Annotated in this window: 17 protein-coding genes; 5 read left to right on the top strand and 12 right to left on the bottom strand. The window is 60.5% G+C overall.

From position 1 onward, the window contains the following. Positions 1-349: 349 nt before the first annotated feature. Together PLJ71_12880 and PLJ71_12885 are read right to left on the bottom strand one after the other, a co-directional pair. Positions 350-721, bottom strand: a complete 372-nt coding sequence (locus tag PLJ71_12880) for an ankyrin repeat domain-containing protein (GenBank protein HQM49574.1) — start codon at positions 719-721, stop codon at positions 350-352. 83 nt (positions 722-804) lie between these two features. Then, positions 805-1,827: a prepilin-type N-terminal cleavage/methylation domain-containing protein gene (locus PLJ71_12885; GenBank protein HQM49575.1), complete on the bottom strand. Its 1,023-nt coding sequence runs from the start codon at positions 1,825-1,827 to the stop codon at positions 805-807. Positions 1,828-2,607: 780 nt separating this feature from the next. On the opposite strand from PLJ71_12885, the gene PLJ71_12890 reads away from it, so the two are divergent. Then, positions 2,608-4,017, top strand: coding sequence for a neutral/alkaline non-lysosomal ceramidase N-terminal domain-containing protein (locus PLJ71_12890; protein HQM49576.1), 1,410 nt, complete (start codon positions 2,608-2,610; stop codon positions 4,015-4,017). A 34-nt stretch (positions 4,018-4,051) separates the two neighbouring features. On the opposite strand, the gene PLJ71_12895 is transcribed toward PLJ71_12890, so the two are convergent. Further along, positions 4,052-5,431, bottom strand: coding sequence for a hypothetical protein (locus PLJ71_12895; protein ID HQM49577.1), 1,380 nt, complete (start codon positions 5,429-5,431; stop codon positions 4,052-4,054). A 232-nt stretch (positions 5,432-5,663) separates the two neighbouring features. Between PLJ71_12895 and PLJ71_12900 the strand changes: the two genes are divergently transcribed. Further along, positions 5,664-6,554: an alpha/beta hydrolase gene (locus tag PLJ71_12900; GenBank protein HQM49578.1), complete on the top strand. Its 891-nt coding sequence runs from the start codon at positions 5,664-5,666 to the stop codon at positions 6,552-6,554. A gap of 103 nt (positions 6,555-6,657) precedes the next feature. Here the strand turns inward: PLJ71_12900 and ispF are convergent, their stop codons facing one another. From ispF to PLJ71_12930, 6 genes are all read right to left on the bottom strand, one after another. Continuing rightward, positions 6,658-7,137: a 2-C-methyl-D-erythritol 2,4-cyclodiphosphate synthase gene (gene ispF / locus PLJ71_12905; GenBank protein HQM49579.1), complete on the bottom strand. Its 480-nt coding sequence runs from the start codon at positions 7,135-7,137 to the stop codon at positions 6,658-6,660. Next, positions 7,137-7,826, bottom strand: a complete 690-nt coding sequence (ispD, locus tag PLJ71_12910) for a 2-C-methyl-D-erythritol 4-phosphate cytidylyltransferase (GenBank protein HQM49580.1) — start codon at positions 7,824-7,826, stop codon at positions 7,137-7,139. The genes ispF and ispD overlap by 1 nt, the downstream gene beginning before the upstream one ends. Then, complete coding sequence (locus PLJ71_12915; protein HQM49581.1) at positions 7,823-8,899, bottom strand: hypothetical protein; 1,077 nt, start codon at positions 8,897-8,899, stop codon at positions 7,823-7,825. Before PLJ71_12915 ends, ispD begins: the two co-directional genes overlap by 4 nt. 117 nt (positions 8,900-9,016) lie before the next feature. Beyond that, on the bottom strand, positions 9,017-9,847 hold the full coding sequence (locus PLJ71_12920; protein ID HQM49582.1) for a purine-nucleoside phosphorylase: 831 nt from the start codon (positions 9,845-9,847) through the stop codon (positions 9,017-9,019). Between the two features lie 41 nt (positions 9,848-9,888). Continuing rightward, positions 9,889-10,200 carry a DUF167 domain-containing protein gene (locus PLJ71_12925; GenBank protein HQM49583.1) on the bottom strand — a complete coding sequence of 104 codons (312 nt, stop codon included), beginning with the start codon at positions 10,198-10,200 and terminating at the stop codon, positions 9,889-9,891. Then, positions 10,185-11,153: an acetyl-CoA carboxylase carboxyltransferase subunit alpha gene (locus PLJ71_12930; GenBank protein HQM49584.1), complete on the bottom strand. Its 969-nt coding sequence runs from the start codon at positions 11,151-11,153 to the stop codon at positions 10,185-10,187. The genes PLJ71_12925 and PLJ71_12930 overlap by 16 nt, the downstream gene beginning before the upstream one ends. Positions 11,154-11,356: 203 nt before the next feature. On the opposite strand from PLJ71_12930, the gene PLJ71_12935 reads away from it, so the two are divergent. Then, a complete protein-coding gene (locus tag PLJ71_12935; protein ID HQM49585.1) occupies positions 11,357-12,028 on the top strand; it encodes a single-stranded DNA-binding protein in 672 nt (223 codons plus the stop codon). A gap of 33 nt (positions 12,029-12,061) precedes the next feature. On the opposite strand, the gene rlmD is transcribed toward PLJ71_12935, so the two are convergent. After that, positions 12,062-13,288 (bottom strand): 23S rRNA (uracil(1939)-C(5))-methyltransferase RlmD, encoded by a 1,227-nt coding sequence (gene rlmD, locus PLJ71_12940; GenBank protein ID HQM49586.1) that lies wholly within the window; start codon positions 13,286-13,288, stop codon positions 12,062-12,064. A 183-nt stretch (positions 13,289-13,471) separates the two neighbouring features. On the opposite strand from rlmD, the gene PLJ71_12945 reads away from it, so the two are divergent. Both PLJ71_12945 and thiL read left to right on the top strand, forming a co-directional pair. Then, positions 13,472-14,359, top strand: a complete 888-nt coding sequence (locus PLJ71_12945) for an NAD(P)H-hydrate dehydratase (GenBank protein ID HQM49587.1) — start codon at positions 13,472-13,474, stop codon at positions 14,357-14,359. Continuing rightward, positions 14,356-15,345, top strand: coding sequence for a thiamine-phosphate kinase (gene thiL / locus PLJ71_12950; GenBank protein HQM49588.1), 990 nt, complete (start codon positions 14,356-14,358; stop codon positions 15,343-15,345). Before PLJ71_12945 ends, thiL begins: the two co-directional genes overlap by 4 nt. Before the next feature lie 140 nt (positions 15,346-15,485). Here thiL and PLJ71_12955 read toward each other — a convergent pair whose 3' ends face one another. Together PLJ71_12955 and PLJ71_12960 are read right to left on the bottom strand one after the other, a co-directional pair. Next, positions 15,486-16,409, bottom strand: coding sequence for a hypothetical protein (locus tag PLJ71_12955; protein ID HQM49589.1), 924 nt, complete (start codon positions 16,407-16,409; stop codon positions 15,486-15,488). A gap of 35 nt (positions 16,410-16,444) precedes the next feature. Continuing rightward, the gene (locus tag PLJ71_12960; GenBank protein ID HQM49590.1) at positions 16,445-18,760 is read right to left on the bottom strand and encodes a hypothetical protein; all 2,316 of its coding nucleotides are present in this window, start codon (positions 18,758-18,760) and stop codon (positions 16,445-16,447) included. Positions 18,761-18,947: the final 187 nt, after the last annotated feature.

The following is an 18,947-nucleotide window of genomic DNA, read 5'->3' on the forward strand; positions in this document are numbered from 1 at the left end:
GTCCAGACGCCCGATAACCAGATAACTGGAGGAAACACCTTGAATCCCCGGGCATGGTGGGCGCGGTACGAATGCCTTGTCTGCGCCGCGGGCATCTCCGGAGCGCCAACGGCGCAAACCATACCACCCCGGGCCTTCAGCCCGGGAAATGCGGAGAATTCCTTCTACCCAGCCCTCCGGGCTGGGCTGGTATGTCCGCGCGCCATTGGCGCTCCGGAAGGGACAATGTCTTGTCCACATCGCGCGCGTCTCCGGAGCGCCAACGGCGAGAAACATGCTCGAAGCAGAAAACCAAACCGTCCTGAACAAGCCTGGCGCGGCCACGAGGCCCTGTTCGGGACGGAGGTTCTTACATTTCCCCCGTCAGGTAGCGCACCGCTTCATTGGCACCCACTTTCCGCGCCAGGTCCAGCGGCGTGTTCCCATCCGCGTCCGTCACCTGGGGATCGGCCGAGAAATCTTCCAGCAGCATTTCCACGGTCTGCACCTGATTGCAGGCGGCGGCGTAATGCAACAGCGCCATTCCATATTCGTCCGGCGCGTTCACATCGCCCCCCCGGCGCAGGTATGCCCCCACCTTTTCCATGTTTCCCTGAGCCGCGGCGTCATAGACCGAAATCCCATCCGCTTCGAGTGCTTCTGGTGTGCCGCGGCCGCACGCTGCGCAGATGAGCAGCATGCACCCGGCGAGACCGCACATACTCCATCGCAATCCCTTCATGATCTTCCTCTCTATAACTGATGCCAGTCATTCATGAAAGGCGTGGGGCCGCGCGAAGCGGCCCCACGGAACAGTCGCGTTCATCACGGCGAATACTGGTAGCCGTCGCTGAGAATCTCTTGCGTGCAGCAATACAGCCAGGAACCGGTCGACTGTGGATACCTGGCCCACTCGACGTGGCCGTCCATGCATAACACATTGGCGCCGCCCGGTACGTGGCAGAAGTCTTTGCCGCCTTCCGAGATGCCGCCGCCGGGACCCATCGTGCGGATCGTGTCCCACATGGTAATGATCTGGGATTGTGCCCGGCTGCTGCCCGCTGGGTTGTTGATGTCGGTGATGAAGAACCGTTCAATGCCTTCCCGCAGGTGGTACAAGGTGATGGTCCGGCCATTGGAAGGCAACGTGATGCTTCCGTCTTCGTAGGCCATCATGTAGCACCCCATCCCGGACAGGCTCGGCGTGCCGCTGTTGTACCCGTTGTGCAGGTACAGGAAGATGGCGGCACAATCTTCGCGCGCTACCAGAGCATCCGGCGGAATTGCCACGGCCCAGTAGGCATACGACCAGTCGGGCATGTACGGATAGCAGGTCGTTGGGGTGCAATCTGTCCCAACAACCGGGTAGGGCAGACTGGAAACAGGATTGGGCTGCATGACCGGCAATTTCCAATTGTCGCCTACCCGGCGCCATACACCGTTAGTGGGTTGGCCCGGTGGCATGTCATAGGGCCATTCGCTCGACTCGGGCCAATACTTCCCCGGACCGGAATCCACATCCGAGGGGCAGAACCAGATGGCGAGGTCCGTCGCATATTCAGGATACAGTTCGGGCACGTTCAGGCCGTGCCACACCCGGACATTGTCGCCGCGTATCGCCTCGGTGGGAGTGTTGTCGTACCGCACCGTACGGCACACCCACCGATCACGGTGTTCCGCAGCAAACATCTTGTGGATCAGCCCGAACTGTTTCAGATTGTTCTGGCAACTCGCCCGCCGCGCCGCTTCTCTCGCGCGGGAAAGCGCTGGCAAGAGAATGGCCGCGAGTATGCCGATGATGGCAATGACCACCAGCAGTTCAATCAACGTAAACCCGTGCTTTTTCATTCATTACCTCCCGCCCTCGTGAGGGCTTCCGGTTACATCTCCGGAATTGTGCAACTCTGACTGCTTAAGTTCAGCTTCACACACGAGGAGTACACCATATCTCATAGCTCCCTCTCTAACTATGATTGAATCCAAAAGAACACGGGAACCCGTTCCTCACCTCCTTCTTGTTCGCACCGTCCGAGAGACAAACACTCCCGTAAACCTCAAATACGAATAAAATTAAATCCATGATAATCCAGAAAAAAGGTTTTTGCAATAATTAGCCTAATTATTAGCCTAATTATTGTAAGGAATCGACCAAAGATATGGAACGGCAACAGGTTGCGCGAAAAGGCCAAACGCGAGTAGTCGGTGGCATGCCCCCTGCGGTAACCCTTTCCGGCGGCGACCGTTGGAGTTCCGGTCGGTCCGCGCAATCCGCGCCCTTGCAGGCTTCCCCGGCAGGTCTTGCCCTCCCCTCCGCCGCGCCCGCACTGGCCTTCCAGGCTCGTGGGGGAGCCCGGGGTTTGAACGGGTTTCTCTCGTTGGCCTCCGCGACCCGGGAGAATTTCGTGCTGTGCGGGATGGTCTCGATTGAGGGAGACTTCGCAGATCTTCTTCAAGACCACACCAAGGTGCGCTGTCGGACTCCGCAGTGCGCCGCTTTTATCTTGCGCTCTGTCGTGATACCCTCCTTCATGCTGGCTCCCGGCGACATTCCAGCGCGTCCCGGAATGGGTTCGTGATGCGCGACGTTGGATCATGATAGAGGCTTGTCAGCCAGAAGGACGTATCTGTATGCTCTCCAACCGTATACCCACGATTCTCCTTTGCATCGCGGTTGCTCTGTGCGTTGGCCTGTGCGCGTTGGGCGCATCCGCCGCGGAGGAATCCTCCGCAGGAAACGGGTGGCGCGCAGGCGTTGCCCGTGTTGACATCACGCCCGAGGCGCCCCTGTGGCTTGCGGGATATGCCGCACGGAGTCATGCCGCGGAAGGTGTCCTCCATCCGTTGTGGGTGAAGGCCCTCGCGCTCGAAGATGCCTCAGGGCAACGCGCCCTGTTGGTTACGAGCGACCTGCTCGGATTTCCACGCGACATGGCAGAGACGCTCCTTGCACGCATCGAATCGAAGCACGGGCTGCCAGGCAGCCACGTGATTCTGAGCAGTTCCCACACCCATTCCGGCCCGGTTGTGTCGAACATGCTCTTCGAGATCTACCCGCTGGAAGCGGCCGACAAAACCCTCATCGAACAGTACTCGAACGCCCTCGTGGATCGGATTCTCGGGGCCGTGGACGCTGCCTTGAGCGGCTTGGCGCCCGTGCGGCTTGAATCGGGCAACGGCGTCACGCGCTTTGCCGTAAACCGCCGCAACAACACCGAGTCCCGGATTACCGCAACGCACGATTTCAAGGGCCCGGTGGACCATGCGGCGCCGGTTTTGCGGGTGTCACGAGAAGACGGCACGATGCTTGCCATCGTATTCGGATACGCCTGTCATGCGACGACCCTGGATATTTACAAGTGGTCAGGCGACTACCCCGGCTTCGCGCAAATCGAACTGGAAGCCGAATACCCGGGCGCCATGGCCATGTTCTTCGCCGGCTGCGGCGCCGATCAGAACCCGCTGCCCCGGCGAACCATCGAGCGGGCGCAGCAATACGGCCGCGAACTGGCCATAGCCGTGGAACGCGTGCTCGCCGAGCCCATGACGCCGCTGGAACCCGCGTTCCGAGCACATTACACGGAGGTCGAGCTGGCCCTTGCCCCGGCCCCCAGCCGCGAAGAGCTGGCCGCGCAGGCCGTGAACGCCCCCGGCTACCAGCAGCGATGTCTCAACCGCCTTATCCAAACGCTGGATGCGGGCCAGCCCCTCCCCTCCATCTATTCGTATCCGGTCCAGTTTTGGCAATTGGGCAAACAGACCATTGTGGCCTTGGCGGGCGAGGTCGTGGTGGACTACTCAATCTTTCTGAAACGAATGCTGGGCAACGACACATTCGTCATGGCCTATGCCCATCATATTCCAAGCTACATCCCCTCGGAGCGGGTGCTTGCCGAAGGCGGCTACGAAGGCGCCACGGCACAGCTTTACTATGGTCTGCCAGCGCCCTGGGCGCCCGGGGTTGAAGAACGCATCATGAACGGCGCTACCGAAGCCGCCACGGCGCTCGACCTGCCCGTTTCCCCCTGGAAAGAGGAATAGCAGCGGTAAACGCGGGGCGCGGCCATTTCGCCTGTCAAACACGGAGCAATTGGCGTATCACGTCGCGGAACGCGGTTTCGGACTCGGGCCGGAGGTGAGATGCCGTGGGTTCGTAGCCGCCCTCCTCGTACGCGCGGGCCGTGCAGACATATCCCGGTGCGCAATCGCCATACCCTGAAACCGCCACGAAATCGTCTTTCCGCAGTTCCTTGGCAAGAAGCTGATACTCGATCATCGGTTCGCCGGGCAGATGCAGGACATGCACATTTCCCATGTGCATTGCGCTGAGCTCGATCGGGCGGGCGCTCCGAAGGCGATACGCCAGCGACATCGCGGCGCCCGTGCGCACGCTGTCTACCTTTTTCGCGTCGGCCATCTGAGCCTGACAGTCAGCTTCCGCGTAGCCTGCGTCATCGCGAACGGTCAAGGGGAAATTGGCTGTCGTCCACTCGATTGCGGGAACAGGCACGAAGTTTGGCGCGGCACTCGAAGCCTTCATCGCGGCATAAAGGCGTTCGTACAAGCCCTGCCGCGCCTCGGGCGTGCCGTCGTTGTATTTTCCCGCGGCGACGTTGCCCGCGCACCCGGTGAAATACACCTGGCATACCCCCTCCTCCTGTTCGAGGCGTTCGCGGGCCATGCCTACAAAATCGTAGCTCGCACGGGGATCGCCGTAGAAACTCTGCGGATGCGTAGCGTAATAATGAAGACGCGCCAGCGGGCGGCCACCCTGGGCAAAAGTGATGGTCTGCAATACCGGGTCAATCAGTCCTTCGGGCATGGCCCGCAACTTCTCGTCGCGGCACGAACTCCCCCGGAAACCGACCTTGCCTTCTCCCGCGGGTGTGCGGCGGTTCGAGGCGACCCGCTCGACCGGGGCCTGGCTGGTCCCGACCGCATCGCAAGGCGTCAGGTTCTCGATGGAGCGCCGGACGGCCTCTCCGAGTGTTGCCGCGGCCGATTCGAACACCTCGGTTGCGGGATATGCCGGCGGCGTATCGAGCGTTTTCAGGAATGGCCACGCGTCGGCATCTCCCATGGGCGCAGTGTGCTGGTGAACGGTCTGCACGGCCACGCGCGACACGCTGGTATCCGCGCCCCGGGCCACCGCCTCTCGGAACGAGTCATACGTTGAATTGCGCAGTTCGCACCAGTCCACGGCGCACAAGACATAGCGCGCATCACCTTGCTCGATGACCACGCCCTTGGCCAGGAGCGGATATTCAATCGTCTCGAGCGGATTGTAGCTCGAGTAGATTGGCGTGCCCAGCGGCACCGTAACATCACATGCGAACGTGGCCAGCCGCATAGGGGTTTCCGGCGATGGTGACTCCCCGGCCCTCGTCCGGCGACTCGAAACCAACGCCCCCGCGGTCAACACCGATGCGCCGTGCAAGAAACCCCGTCTATTCATCTTTGTTCCTCGTATTTTGCTCATTCCAGGGGGTCCTGTTTTGCGGTTTTATCTGTGGTCATACCTGCGAACTCGTTGGGATAGTAACGGGTTTCTCGCGGAGGATCAACAGGCATTCAGGGCTTCAAAATTCCCCGAGACCACAAAGGTGATCATTGAACACCGGTCGCACTGAGGGTATAGTTCTGCCGCATCCTTCACCTGAACTCAGCCAATGCAAGGGGAGCTAACCATGGAAATCCGCCACGGAGCGATTCTATTCCTGGCGCTGGCGTTGCTGGCCCTGGGACTTCAACGTAACGCGTTCGCCGAACCGCGGCAAGTGATCCCGATATGGAACGGCACCCCGCCCGAAGCCAAGGGGTCGGAAGCCGCGGATATCCCCACTCTGGGCCTCTACCCGCTCGAGCAAGACGCGGCGGGGCCTGCGGTGCTGGTATGCCCGGGTGGCGGGTATAGCGGTCTCGCCATGGATCACGAGGGCGAACAGATCGCGCAATGGCTCAACAAGAACGGACTCGCAGCTTTCGTGCTCACATACCGCGTTTCGCCGTATCGCCATCCTCTGCCGCTCAACGACGCCAAACGCGCCATGCGGCTGGTCCGCGCGAACGCCGCTGCGTGGAAGGTCGACCCGGCATGCCTGGGTATCATGGGGTTCTCCGCGGGCGGGCACCTGGCGTCGACCGTCTCGACCCGTTTCGATTTGGGCGATGCGTCAGCGCAAGACCCGGTTGACCGCCAGAGTTCACGCCCCGATTTCGCGATCCTGTGTTATCCGGTCATTACTTTCCAGCCGCCGTACGCCCACATGGGCTCACGAAATAACCTCCTCGGCGAGGATGCGCCGGAGGAACTGGTTCAGAGCCTGTGCAACCACACCCAAGTGACGGAGCAGACGCCCCCGACGTTTCTCTTCCACACGGCGGACGATCCGGGCGTCCCGGTTCAGAACAGCCTGCTCTACTTCAGCGCGTTGCGCGAACACAACGTGCCCGCCGAACTGCACGTGTACGAGCACGGGCGCCACGGAGTGGGCCTCGCACCCGACATGCCTGAGTTGGCAACCTGGCCCGGCCTCTGCATCAACTGGTTGCGTGTTCGGGGAATTCTGGCAAAATAGCTCTTTCGGGACTCACGGACAGGCGAGCGGCCCGAGCGCAAGGCCACTTCTCACAGTGTCGCGCGAACGCTCCTCGATAGGGAAACGGCATGGCCTTGAGTGATCACCCTTCGACGGGAACAATCAGTACGGCCGCATGGACGCTGATGGCCTCTCGCCGTCCTTCGGGGCCAAGGCCTTCGTTGGTCTTGGCCTTTACGGAAATGCTTTCTACCGGAACGCTCAGGCATTCGGCCAGAGACTTGCGAATCGCGGGGATATGCGGATTCAGTTTGGGTTCCTGGGCAATCACGGTCGCATCGATATTGGCCAAGCGACAACCGGCCTCCTTTACCATAACATACGCTTTTGCAAGGAGTTGCAGGCTATCAGCGCCTTTGTAGGCGGGGTCGGTGTCTGGAAAATGCTCACCGATGCTTCCCAAGGCTGCGGCCCCAAGCAGGGCATCGGTAATCGCATGGGCGAGGACGTCCGCGTCTGAATGTCCTGTAAGTCCTTTATCGTAAGGGATTTTCACGCCTCCCAGGATTAGCGGGCGGCCCGTTTCGAGCCGGTGCAGGTCGTAGCCTTGTCCGATACGCATTACACAAACCCTTTAGCGATAATTGCTTCTGCGAGCATCAGGTCCTCCGGCGTGGTAACCTTGAAATTGAACGGCGAACCCATGACCAGTTTCACGGTCCCCCCCATCTGTCGAACGAGCGTAGCATCGTCGGTTGCTGCAAAGCATTGTGCGCGAGCATGTTGATGGGCCTGCCGAATCACGTCTACGCGGAAGGTCTGGGGGGTCTGACACGCCCAGAGGCAACTCCTGTCGGGAGTGTCCGCGAGAATATCATCCGCTCCTGCCACGAGGATGGTGTCGGAGCAGGGAATCGCCACCGTTGCCGCACCAAACTCCTCGGCAGCGTCGATCGAGGCCTGAACAGATGTCTGAGAGATGAAAGGCCTTGCGGCATCATGAATTACAACAATTTCGGCGGCATTGTCGATGGTTTCGAGCGCGTTCTCGACAGATTCCTGGCGTTCCCGGCCGCCATCGACAAGGAAGAAGGCCGTGTCCGGAAAAGCGTCACCCAGAAGCGCCTCGAAATCCGTTTGAGTGCCCGGGGGAACCGTGATGATTGCGCCGGGAAGCAGCCCCAGAGGCTGGAATCGTTCCAACGTGCGTACTAAAAGGGGTTTACCCCCGCAAAGCACAAGCGCCTTCGGCTGTGCAAGTCCCAGCCGAAGGCCCATGCCCGCTGCGGGAACGATGAGTCTCACGTTCACGACAATACGCTTTGAAGCTTCGTAAATATCATGCGGCCGGCGGTGGTCTGGAGCACACTGGTTACGATGACGGAGACATCCTTGCCTACGTGGTCCTTTCCGCCGTCCACAACGATCATCGTGCCGTCATCCAGATAGCCGACGCCCTGGAAGGCTTCCTTGCCCTCTTTCACGATGCGCACCTGCATCTGTTCGTCCGGAAGAACCGCCGGTTTCAGCGCATTTGCAAGGTCGTTGATGTTGAGCACCTGCACGCCTTCGATCTGGGCGACCTTGTTGAGATTCAGGTCGTTGGTGAGGATCTTGCCTCCATAATCGCGGGCGACCCGCACGAGTTTCCCATCGACCTCGGCGATATCTTCGGGATCATCTTCGACGACCTTGATCTCGACCAGATGGTTGCTCTCCTGCATTTCCTTGATGATGTCAAGGCCCCGGCGGCCGCGCGCGCGACGCAACACATCCGGCGAATCCGCGATGTTCTGCAATTCCTTAAGAACAAACCGGGGAATCAACAATGGACCCTCCACGAATCCGGTCCTGCAAACATCAGCAATACGCCCGTCGATGATCACGCTCGTATCGACGACCTTTGCCTGGGTAAAACCGAATTGGCGGCGATGCATGGCGTTCCTGAGCGCTTCCCAATTCGACGCCATGGTAAGCCCCAGAGAAATGCCCACGAAACCAAATATCAGGACCACCGAGGTGTACAGGAAAATCGTTATGTTGGGGTCTTCCGGTCTCAAGATTTCGAAATGAGTCATGTATTTGACCAGCCCATACCCCACCACCATGCCGAGAATGATGCAGAGAACCGCGGGAGCGATTTTCTCAAAGAGGTCCTGGGTGACGAAACGGAGCAGCAGGATCACGCCGACCGAAATGGCGGCGCCCATCAAACCGCCGAAAATGCCCCAGGGCACCTGGTCCTGCGTATGCATGATCTCCTCGCCAATTCGCTCGTTCTGTGCGTTTACATAGTCGTTGTAGTTATCGACGAGCAGCACGGCCCACAGCGTGCCCATGAGAATGCAGGCCAATACAAAGATGATACGGATTGCTTTTATCATGTGTCTGCCACCCTACTCTTTCGGCATTGACCGATCTTGCCGGGACCCGTCAACTGAATAAACACCACTCTTATAACATGCGGACATGGGGGAAACAACCATACAGGGACCCCTACATCACACAGGCATTCGTTCGACGCATGCGCTCACGATCTGGGTCAATTTGGGTTCGGCCTCGGACGCGATCGCGATAATCCTTTCTATTTCAACCGGTTTGAGCGCATCGGGAAAACATTCGTCCGTGACCACCGAAAACGCCAGTACCTTCATACCTCCGTGCACCGCGACGATAACCTCCGGAACGGTGCTCATGCCGACTACATCGGCGCCCATACCGCGCATCATACGGTATTCGGCCCGGGTTTCGAGACTAGGCCCCGGGCAAGCTAAGTATACTCCTTTTTGTAGTCTTATCCCCTTCTCCATGGCCACGGTTTCCGCTAATTCGATCAACTCACGGGTGTAGGGTTCGGACATATCCGGAAACCGCGGGCCCAGAGTATCGTCATTGGGGCCAATAAGAGGGTTGTCTCCCATGAAATTGATGTGGTCTTCAATCACCATGAGGTCCCCAGCGCGGAACTGAGGGTTCAGGCCGCCGGCAGCGTTGAAAGCCACAAGCACTTGCGCGCCGAGCGCACGCATGACGCGGACCGGAAACGTTACCTGCTTGAGGGAGTAGCCCTCGTACCGGTGAAACCGGCCCGACATGGCAGCCACGGGTTTCCCTCCCAGATGGCCGAGCAACAACTCGCCAGCGTGCGATTCCACCGTCGAGACGGCGAAATGCGGAAGAACTTCATAGCTCAAACGCGCTTCGAGCTCGAGCCGATCCGTCAACCCGTTCAGGCCGGTCCCCAGAATTACACCGACCTTGGGCATCAACGAACACTTTGCTCGGATAACCTGGACGCTTTCCTCAATCTGCTGTCGCAACTCAGACACCATACTTCCCCTTCTGCTGGAGAACGGAACGTGTGCGGATGTCACTACGCTCTCAGGGACTTCTCCACGTATTCCCGTGTAACTCCTTCGAGCGAGAGCCGTTTTTCGCGGGACTTCTCGCCTCCTACGATCTCAATCGCCCGCTTGGGGAGCCCCAGCTTCTTCGAGAGAAACACCTGCAACGCCTTGTTGGCCTCTCCCTCGACCGGCGGTGCCGTCAACGCGATCCGGATGCGGCCATCGGACTCCCACCGGACGTCGTCACGGGATGCCTTCGGCTGCACACGCACGGCAAGATAGACCTTGCCATTCTTCTCCGTGATGGCATCCACGAGCACCGTCACCCCTCGAGCCATTTCCCCATGGCGCGGAACTTTTCCTGACGCTTCCGGGGAGACCACCGGTTTTCATCGCAGCCCTGAAGGAACTGCCGAATGTGGCACCGAAGCGTGTTCGCGGCACCGTCAGGATCCCGATGCGCCCCGCCGGGAGGTTCAGGGAGCACTTGGTCTATTACGCCCAGGTTCAGCAGCTCGCCGGCGGTAATCCTCAGTGCGGATGCGGCCAGTTCTTTGCGCTCGGCATCGCGCCACAGGATTTCGGCGCACCGTTCCGGGGGACAGATGACATAGATCGCCCACTCGAACATGGCCACGACGTCTCCCAGAGCGATTCCCAATGCGCCGCCGCTTCCGCCTTCGGCAAGCACTGCCGAAAAGACCGGGACTTTCAGGGCGAGCATAGCCCGTAGGTTTTCGGCAATGGCAGGCCCTTGTCCCCGCTGCTCGGCCTCGATGCCGGGGTGGGCCGCAGGGGTGTCTACAAACGTTATGACCGGATACCCGAAGCGTTCGGCCAAATTGAATAGCCGCAATGCCTTACGATAACCCTCGGGATGCGCCATGCCGAAGTTTCTGCGAAGCCGTTCGTCGGTCGAGACGCCCTTTTGATGGCCAACAACCACAACGGTACGGCCTTCGAAACGCCCGAGTCCCCCAATGAGCGCGGGGTCATCGCCCACGGCCCGGTCGCCATGCAACTCGAGGAAGTCGTCGAGAACGCGCGATGTGTAATCCAGCATGCGAGGACGTAACGGATGCCGCGCAAGCTGGACCCGTTGCCAGGGGGTAATATCGGAAAAAACGCGTTTCAGCTCGGCATCCAGTTCACGCTGGAGACCTTCCCGTTCCTCGGCGCTGCCGGCCATACGCAACTTGATTTCGAGTTCGACGCTGTGTTTCTCGAAAGGAAGCCAAGGATCTAATGCGGATCTGGCGCTATCGACCAACTCGATCGGACTGTGCTGCATACCACCCTACCCCTGGGTTGTCGTTCTGCAATCTCCACGCTGCCGGCGCTATTCTAACACGACTTCCGCGGGCACTCCATATTTGCCAACGGCGGCCCTGCCGGCGAAGAGGCAGAACGGATTCGCAGGGCTGGCGGTGCGCTGCCGTTTGGTATACTCGGCGCATGGACATACTCGAGATAACAGATCGGTTGTGCAGAGAAATGGATGAACTGGTTTTCGGGCCGCCGGTCGCGTGCGTATACAATCCATTGAAATACGCACACGAAGGATGGGCTGCCTACGTACGGGCTTTTGGTGAAGGGCCCCGAGAAATCCTGCTTGTCGGCATGAACCCGGGCCCGTTTGGCATGGCCCAGACCGGTGTCCCGTTTGGCGATGTGCCCTCCGTGCGCGACTGGATGGGTATCGAGGCGGAAATACATACGCCGGCGCACGAACATCCGCGGCGGCCGGTCAAGGGTTTCTTGTGCGGCCGCCGCGAGATCAGCGGTCAGCGGCTCTGGGGGTGGGCCGAGAAACGATTCGGGCGCGCAAAGCATTTCTTCGAACGCTTCTTCGTCCTTAATTACTGCCCCCTGTGCTTCTTGGAGGAGTCGGGCCGGAACCGTACGCCCGACAAGCTGAAGGCCGGCGAGCGCGCGCATCTCTACCTGGCTTGCGACAACGCACTGGCTTCTCAAGTCGAGTATTTCCAGCCGAAGTACGTGCTCGGGATCGGCGCTTTTGCGGAAAGCCGTATCCGGAGCGCCCTCGAGCACCGCGATATCCAGGTCGGCCGCATACTGCATCCCAGTCCAGCCAGCCCAGCGGCAAACCGCGGATGGGACGAATCCGTCGAAAGGACTCTGCGTTCCCTGGGCATCCGGCTTTAGGATGCCTATTGTGCAGAGAATGTCGGGGGAGTTTCAGCGCCGTTCAAACTGGGCGACGAGCTCCACGTGCCGCGTGTGAGGGAACATGTCGACGGCTTTCATGTCCACGACCGTATACTTCTCGAGCAAGGCTTCGATCTCGCCCGCCAATACGGTTGGCTTGCATGAGACATACAGGATTCGCGGGGGCGAAAGGTCCAGTAAGCGCCGCAAGGCCTTTGGATGAAGCCCCGCACGGGGCGGATCGACAACCACCGCGGCGCTCTCCGGCAAGGCCTCCTGCTTCAACAGGAATTCGTGCAGATAATCCTCTACGCGTTCCGTGTGGAACGTGACGTTGTCGATGCCGTTCAGTTGGGCGTTGTGGCGTCCGTCTTCCGAGGCCTCGGGCACATTCTCGACGGAATACACCTGTTCGACAAGGTCCGCACACGCCAAAGCTATCGACCCCATGCCCCCGTACAGGTCATAGAGCGTCGTTGCGGCCGTCTGCTTCACCCAGGCGCGGATCTTTCCATAAAGCCTCTCTGCCGCGAGGGTATTGGTCTGGAAGAAGCTGAAGGGAGATATGCGAAACGACAGTTTTCGGGCGGAGGACGCCTCCTCGTCAGGGATATGCAGCTCCTCCGTTATGCCGGGCACGCCGTGAAGAAGCCGCAACTCGTCCGCGGCGGCTACCTGGGCTTTGCCGCGAAAGAGCGCGTGCTGGATGCTGTCCGAAGGAAATACGGACTGCACGCATTCGAGGAATCCTTGGACATCCAATTCTCCGTCGGCGGTGACCAGCACCACCATGCGCTGGCCGGTGTGTTTGGCGTCGCGTACCAGGAGAACACGCAGGAACCCCGTTTCTGACCTGGAGTGAAATGCCTGGTAACCCCGTTCGCGCAGCCACCCGCGCACGGCTCCGAGCAGTTCCGGAAATCCATTGGGGGCAATATGGCATTCGTCGATTTCGAGGGGACCGTACCAGCGGCCGCGGGGCTTGAATCCAAGGGCGGTTTCGCGCTGAAATCCTTTTGGCGGGGGCTCGTCATAGTGTTTCCCGCCAAAGTTGGGGTCCACCTTGTTTCGGTAGTGCCAGATGTCGGGAGACCCTTCAACGGGGACAGGACCCGGCCAGCAGAATCCGAAGAGTTCCTGAAGCGCAGTTCCCTTGTCGCGGAGTTGCTGCCCGTACGCGATATCCTGGGTCTGACAGCCTCCGCAGGCCCCGAAGTGGGGACATCGAGGTTGTATGCGATGCTGACTATCTTGCATGAATAGTGCCGAGATTCAGCCGGGGTTCCACAACGAGAGCCATCCTGACAGCATTCGGATACCTTAAGAGAATAGCGGGCACAGGTCAAGAACCGGCACGAGAGGATAAATCGGGCTGCATAACATGATAGAATCGGGCGTGGTGTCAGGTAAGAGATGGAGCCATGTGCGACGAGAACGGCAATGCTTATCGAACTAACCAAGAAACTGGTGATAGAACGGCTGCCCGGGCGTCCTGACACGGGTCACAAAGGGACCTTTGGCCATGTGTTCATCGTGGGCGGTTCCCTGGGCTTCACGGGCGCCATGAAACTCGCGGGGCTCGGAGCGGCGCGCGCCGGCGCCGGTCTGGTGACCCTGGGCGTGCCCGAATCACTCATGACCATCGTGGGCGCCCAGATGCTCGAGTGCATGACCTTTGCTGTCGGTGAGAGCCCCTCTCGCAGCCTCGGGACGAACGGGCTCGAGGCCGCCCTGGAGTTTGCCGCAGGCAAAGATGCCGTGGTGCTGGGCCCCGGGTGCTCCCGCCACCCCGATACCCGGGAATTCGTGCTCGCCTTTGTACGCAAGTGCCCAGTCCCCCTTCTCATCGATGCGGACGGCCTGAACAACCTGTCAACGGACGCGGCCGCACTGAATCAGGCGCAGGCGCCGGTCCTCGTGACGCCGCATCCTGGCGAGATGGCGCGTTTGGCGGGCACGTCGATATCCGATGTGCAGTCTGACCGGCCGAACACTGCCCGGAAATTCGCATCGGATTACGGATGCACGGTGGTTTTGAAAGGGGCTGGAACAATCATCGCGTCTCCAACAGCGGATACATATGTCAACCCGACCGGGAACGAAGGGATGGGTACGGGAGGCACCGGAGACGTCCTGGCGGGATTGATAGGCGGATTGATGGCGCAAGGCCTGACATGCGCCGACGCTGCCGTTGTGGGCGTGTACGTGCACGGCCTGGCGGGGGACATCGCCGCCGGACACAAGACCCGCCGCGGCATGATTGCCGGCGACCTGGTTGAGGCTATTCCTGAGGCCTGGAAACAGTTGGAGCAGGAAGCCGCGTCATGACTACGGTTGGCGACATAGGCGAATTTGGCCTGATCGAACGCGTTTCGCGGGCCCTGCAGACATCTCCAACGGTTGTTACGGGCGTGGGCGACGATTGCGCCGTATTGCGCGTCTGCGAGCGCCTCATGTTGGTTTCGTGCGACCTTTTTGTGGAGAACGTGCATTTTCGCCGCGAATACGCCACGGCGGAGGAGATTGGGTGGAAGGCGGCGGCCTCGTGCCTGAGCGATGTTGCGGCCATGGGCGGCCAGCCGATGTTTGTGCTGACTGCGCTCGCATGTCCCCCCGAAACGGAAATGAACTACGTTCAAATGCTGTACCGAGGGATATCGGCGCTGGCATCGCGTTTTGGCACGGTAATCGTGGGCGGCGACACATCGATGAGCCGCGACGCCATTGTGCTCGACCTGACAGTGATCGGCCAGGCAATAGGCAACCGCTGTCTCACTCGTAAAGGTGCGCGTCCGGGAGATGTTCTGGCCGTTACCGGGCCATTGGGACTGGCGGCGGCCGGTCTTCACGCACTACAACATGGCCTCGACGCTCCCACGCTGCGTCATGCCCATACCACCCCCCGGCCTCGGGTTCCCGAGGGCCAGTGGCTGTGCAGCCAACCCTTCGCGCATGCGATGATTGACATCAGCGATGGGCTGGCGCAGGATGCGCAGCATATCGCCGACGCGAGCCATATTGGCGTCAACATCGAGCCCGGAAAACTCCCCGTGGCGCCTGAACTCAGGGTTTATTGTGACGAGAACTCCCTGGATCCGCTCGCGTTCATTCTTCATGGCGGCGAAGACTATGAACTGGCGTTTGCCATGGAAGGTGAGCACGCCGACAAGGCGGCCGAGGCGTTCAGCAACGAATTCCGCACCGAGATGCACGTGGTGGGGGAATTCACCACGGAATGGTCGGGGGGGCGGCTCGCCGGCGAACCGCTCGATATAAGAGGTTACGACCATTTCAGGAGCGCTTCCGGCGCGTAAGAGCAGTATCCGCCTTTCGAGGCCGGCAGCGGCCACGCCCACATCCACATGAGATTCGTCCCCGTTGAGGCGAGGAACGACAAGGCCCCGGTGAAGTCCCGGGGCCTTGCCTTTTGGGGGGAGGAGAACCAGGCCATGGCTTAGTCGTCGCTGACTCGCCGGACCCGTTCGCGCCTCTCGTCAGCCGATTTCGCGGCTGAGAGATAGCTTTCTATGCGCTCGAGCCACGTGGTCTCGAGCTGGAGTTCGCGTTGATTCCGAAGGCTTTTCTCGGGAGTCACACCGTATCGTTCCCGTGCCTCCGCAGTGAGCGAGCGATAAAGCTCCAGACTGCCCATGTCTATCTCCTTGGTTGAGGCGCCGCGGATGGCGCGCGCAGGACCAAGGAGGCGGTCACCACGGAACGTATCCGCCTTTAACGTGTGCGGATCGGTTCCATATTCATACAGGAACACCGGACCATAGATGCCCGTGCCCACATCGACTTCCTCGAAATACAGGTCCGTACCATCCTCGTAATCACGCAGGGCGTCCTCCCAGTCGAATTCGAGGCCCTGCTCGTAGTCATTGGCGCCGAAGACGCGGCCTTCGGAGAAACCGTCGTTGTAGCCGTCAATCCATCCTCCGTGCAGGTATTCGACATGCTCGTCGCTGGCCAGGAAATCCAGGTAGTCGGGCCAGAAGGCGTTGTCGTACCCTTCGCTGAATCCCAGGATGAAAGCATACCGGTAGTCGACGAAGTAGCCATCGTTGTATGCCCACCAGACACCGTCCCAGAATCCCGCGTCATACGCCGGACTCTCGACATAGGGAATGGTATCGCCCTGATAATAAATGGGCACGAAATCGAGGGTATCGTATCCGTCGTCGTAGCCCTGCCAGTACCAGTCATCGCGGGCGAAGCCCTTGTTGAAGCCGAGTTCGTAGTCGATCGAGTCTCCGTCCGGCAGTGTTCCATCGTCCGGAATCACGTAGCCCGGACATCCGAGTACCAACAGGGCGGAGCCCAGGCTCAGCGCCACCCAGCGTGCGGCTCGGAGCGTCTGATTCATCTTCGTTAGCATGAGACTAACCTCTCTTTCTTGAGACTGCCGATGCATTAGCGGCTCCGCGGAGACATCGATCTCGGCGAACTGGAGATAGAAGGCGCCGAACGGGCCGGAGCCGAAAAGGACCGACTCGAGCCGGATGACGACGGCGCACTTATCGAAGGCCTGAACGACGGCGCGCTCGACCGGACCGGCGCCGGGGCGGACGGGGCCACGCGCATCGTGCTCGTGCTGGGGAGCGAGCGCGATATCGATGGGGCACTCCGCATCGTGCTCGTGCTGGGACCGCTGCTCGAGATGCTCGGCGCACGGAACGAAGACATGGAACGCGAAGGCGCCGAATACGAAGAACTGCTGCTTGGCGCGGTTCTATAGCTCCGCGGGGAAGACGTTGGCGAAGACGATTCCCCGATCGTTAGGGAGCGGCTCGCGGGAGCGCTTCGCAACGGCGTCCGCATCGTTGTCGAAGACGTTGCGGAACTGCTGGGAGCGGCCGTCCTCGAGGATAGGCCCGAGCGCGTGATCGAACGGCTCGGCGGAGCGCTGCCCTGGGGCGTCTCGGCAGGCCGGTAGGCATCCGTTATAGTGCGCGCGCGGCTGCCGATTTCAGCGGACGGAAGCGATGTTCTGGGCGCGGTAATCTGCGCAGGCTCCGACCCGCTTCTCGTTACGGCCCGGGTGTCCGGATCGATGACACGCGTACGGGGCGTAGCAGGCACCCCGGAACTGGTGCTCGGGGCGGTGCGATTAAGATTCACGCCGGGGGCGGTCAAGGGGTTCCGTATGCCGCGCGATGTGCCGGTGGCAGTCTCCGCCGCGGAATCCCCGGTCTCAGGAACTGTGCGTGCACTGCTGAGCGTGCGCTCCACTCCGGACCGAACTGGCTCGACCCGGCCGCCAGCGGCGGTGTTCATGGCCGCGGAGGTCGTCGGTGCCGCCGAACGGTCCACAGCCACGGAGCGCAGGTTAGCATTGCGCGACGACGCCGTCATGGGCGTGCGCAACATGCGGCTGCCCGTGCGTTCTACCGACGAAAAACTTGTGCGGGTAATGCCGGACTGCAATTCGGCGCTCCGGGCCGATGCGGTCATGCTGCGGGGACCGATGGTATCCGGCCCGCGAATGACACGGCGTGGCGAGTAATCGCGGGTACGCAGGTTGGCGCCCCCGTGATACCACCGACCCGTGTTAATCGTCACATCGCCGGCGTAAATATTCCAGATCTGGACGTCGTCGTGATGGCCTATCCGAATGATGCCGGGGTAGCAGGCGCCGACATAGGCCGGACCATAGAGCAGACTATCGGCCACGCAATAGGAGCTGGCATACAGGCTGAAACGCGCTCCGCCGACCGTATAGTGCAGGTCGCCGTAGATGACCGGCTGGTTGTAGGGGCTAAGCGGGCACCAGACGAAGTTGTTGCCATAGCGCACCGAGGCTACCCATGCGGGACCCCAGCCCGGAGAGTACGACCACAGCCAGCCGTACCTGGCATGGTGGTGCCAGCGGCCGTAATGCGACGTCACATAGGCAAACGGATAGTCATCAACCCAACAGTACCCATAGACCGGGACGTAACTCCAGTAACCGTAGCGGTACGGCACGTAGTCGACAACCACCGTAGGCCGCCAATAGTAACTACTATCGACATAAACCCAATCGCCATAAGAAGCAAGAGAGGCGGCCCCTACCACGGGCGTCTCAATAACTTTGGCTGGCAGTTTCTCGTATCCTGTCGCGAGGTTTTCCGCGCGCTCGCGGCTCCATGCATCAAAATCGTCTTCGACGTTTCTATCGAACACCACAGGCGCGGAAGGAAGGTAACCGGGGTCCACAAAGACGCGCTTGCCCGTCGTAACCTTAAGCGGAGCTCCAACATCCGTGCGGACCTCGACATCGCCCCAGCGAACGGTGATAGTAGTCGAACCCTCATCCAGGACGTCTATGCGCACGTGGGTCTCGGGCGAGATTTCCACCCGGCATGCGGGCGTGATAAACAGGAAATCCCCCGTGCTGCGTGCGATGCGCTGAACGTAAAACGCCCCAGTCCAACCTCTTATGGAAGCACTCGGGGGGAGGTCGATGACCTCTACCTTACTGCCGTCCGCCATTCTAAGGAAGCTGCCGCCGGCCATTTCAACTTCCATGGTCCCGCCCTTGTCGGCCCAGAGCTGGTCACCGGGCAGGATGAGGGTGTTGGTGGTGGCGTAGCTCCAGTCGGCATCGGCCGTACCTTGAACCATCGCGCCGCCGGACTCGTAACTGATGCGCGCGTGCATGGCGGTCTCGGCTATGGCGTCAGGAGCGGCCCAACTCATAGCCAGCGCTACGGCGGCGATAAGGTATGCAGTCTTGTGGGCTCTCATGATTTGAACCTCCTTAAGAGTTCACTTCGCTCTGCTCAATTAGACGAACACGGTGAGCGAACATTCATAGGCAGCGGACATGGCAGCCGGAAAAACGGTGCTGACCCGATAGTTCTGGGACATCAGCAGAGCCCGCGGACACGGCAAGCCCGGGACGGGGACCGGAATACAGCGCCTTATCTCATTA

It is taken from the genome of Candidatus Hydrogenedentota bacterium, from assembly GCA_035416745.1.
Lineage (GTDB): Bacteria > Hydrogenedentota > Hydrogenedentia > Hydrogenedentales > SLHB01 > UBA2224.

Coding starts and splice junctions, on each gene's coding strand:
- PLJ71_12880 (HQM49574.1), bottom strand. CDS start 721: ATGAAGGGATTGCGATGGAGTATGTGCGGTCTCGCCGGGTGCATGCTG.
- PLJ71_12885 (HQM49575.1), bottom strand. CDS start 1,827: ATGAAAAAGCACGGGTTTACGTTGATTGAACTGCTGGTGGTCATTGCC.
- PLJ71_12890 (HQM49576.1), top strand. CDS start 2,608: ATGCTCTCCAACCGTATACCCACGATTCTCCTTTGCATCGCGGTTGCT.
- PLJ71_12895 (HQM49577.1), bottom strand. CDS start 5,431: ATGAATAGACGGGGTTTCTTGCACGGCGCATCGGTGTTGACCGCGGGG.
- PLJ71_12900 (HQM49578.1), top strand. CDS start 5,664: ATGGAAATCCGCCACGGAGCGATTCTATTCCTGGCGCTGGCGTTGCTG.
- ispF (HQM49579.1), bottom strand. CDS start 7,137: ATGCGTATCGGACAAGGCTACGACCTGCACCGGCTCGAAACGGGCCGC.
- PLJ71_12915 (HQM49581.1), bottom strand. CDS start 8,899: ATGATAAAAGCAATCCGTATCATCTTTGTATTGGCCTGCATTCTCATG.
- PLJ71_12920 (HQM49582.1), bottom strand. CDS start 9,847: ATGGTGTCTGAGTTGCGACAGCAGATTGAGGAAAGCGTCCAGGTTATC.
- PLJ71_12925 (HQM49583.1), bottom strand. CDS start 10,200: ATGGCTCGAGGGGTGACGGTGCTCGTGGATGCCATCACGGAGAAGAAT.
- PLJ71_12930 (HQM49584.1), bottom strand. CDS start 11,153: ATGCAGCACAGTCCGATCGAGTTGGTCGATAGCGCCAGATCCGCATTA.
- PLJ71_12935 (HQM49585.1), top strand. CDS start 11,357: ATGGATGAACTGGTTTTCGGGCCGCCGGTCGCGTGCGTATACAATCCA.
- rlmD (HQM49586.1), bottom strand. CDS start 13,288: ATGCAAGATAGTCAGCATCGCATACAACCTCGATGTCCCCACTTCGGG.
- PLJ71_12945 (HQM49587.1), top strand. CDS start 13,472: ATGCTTATCGAACTAACCAAGAAACTGGTGATAGAACGGCTGCCCGGG.
- thiL (HQM49588.1), top strand. CDS start 14,356: ATGACTACGGTTGGCGACATAGGCGAATTTGGCCTGATCGAACGCGTT.
- PLJ71_12955 (HQM49589.1), bottom strand. CDS start 16,409: ATGCTAACGAAGATGAATCAGACGCTCCGAGCCGCACGCTGGGTGGCG.
- PLJ71_12960 (HQM49590.1), bottom strand. CDS start 18,760: ATGAGAGCCCACAAGACTGCATACCTTATCGCCGCCGTAGCGCTGGCT.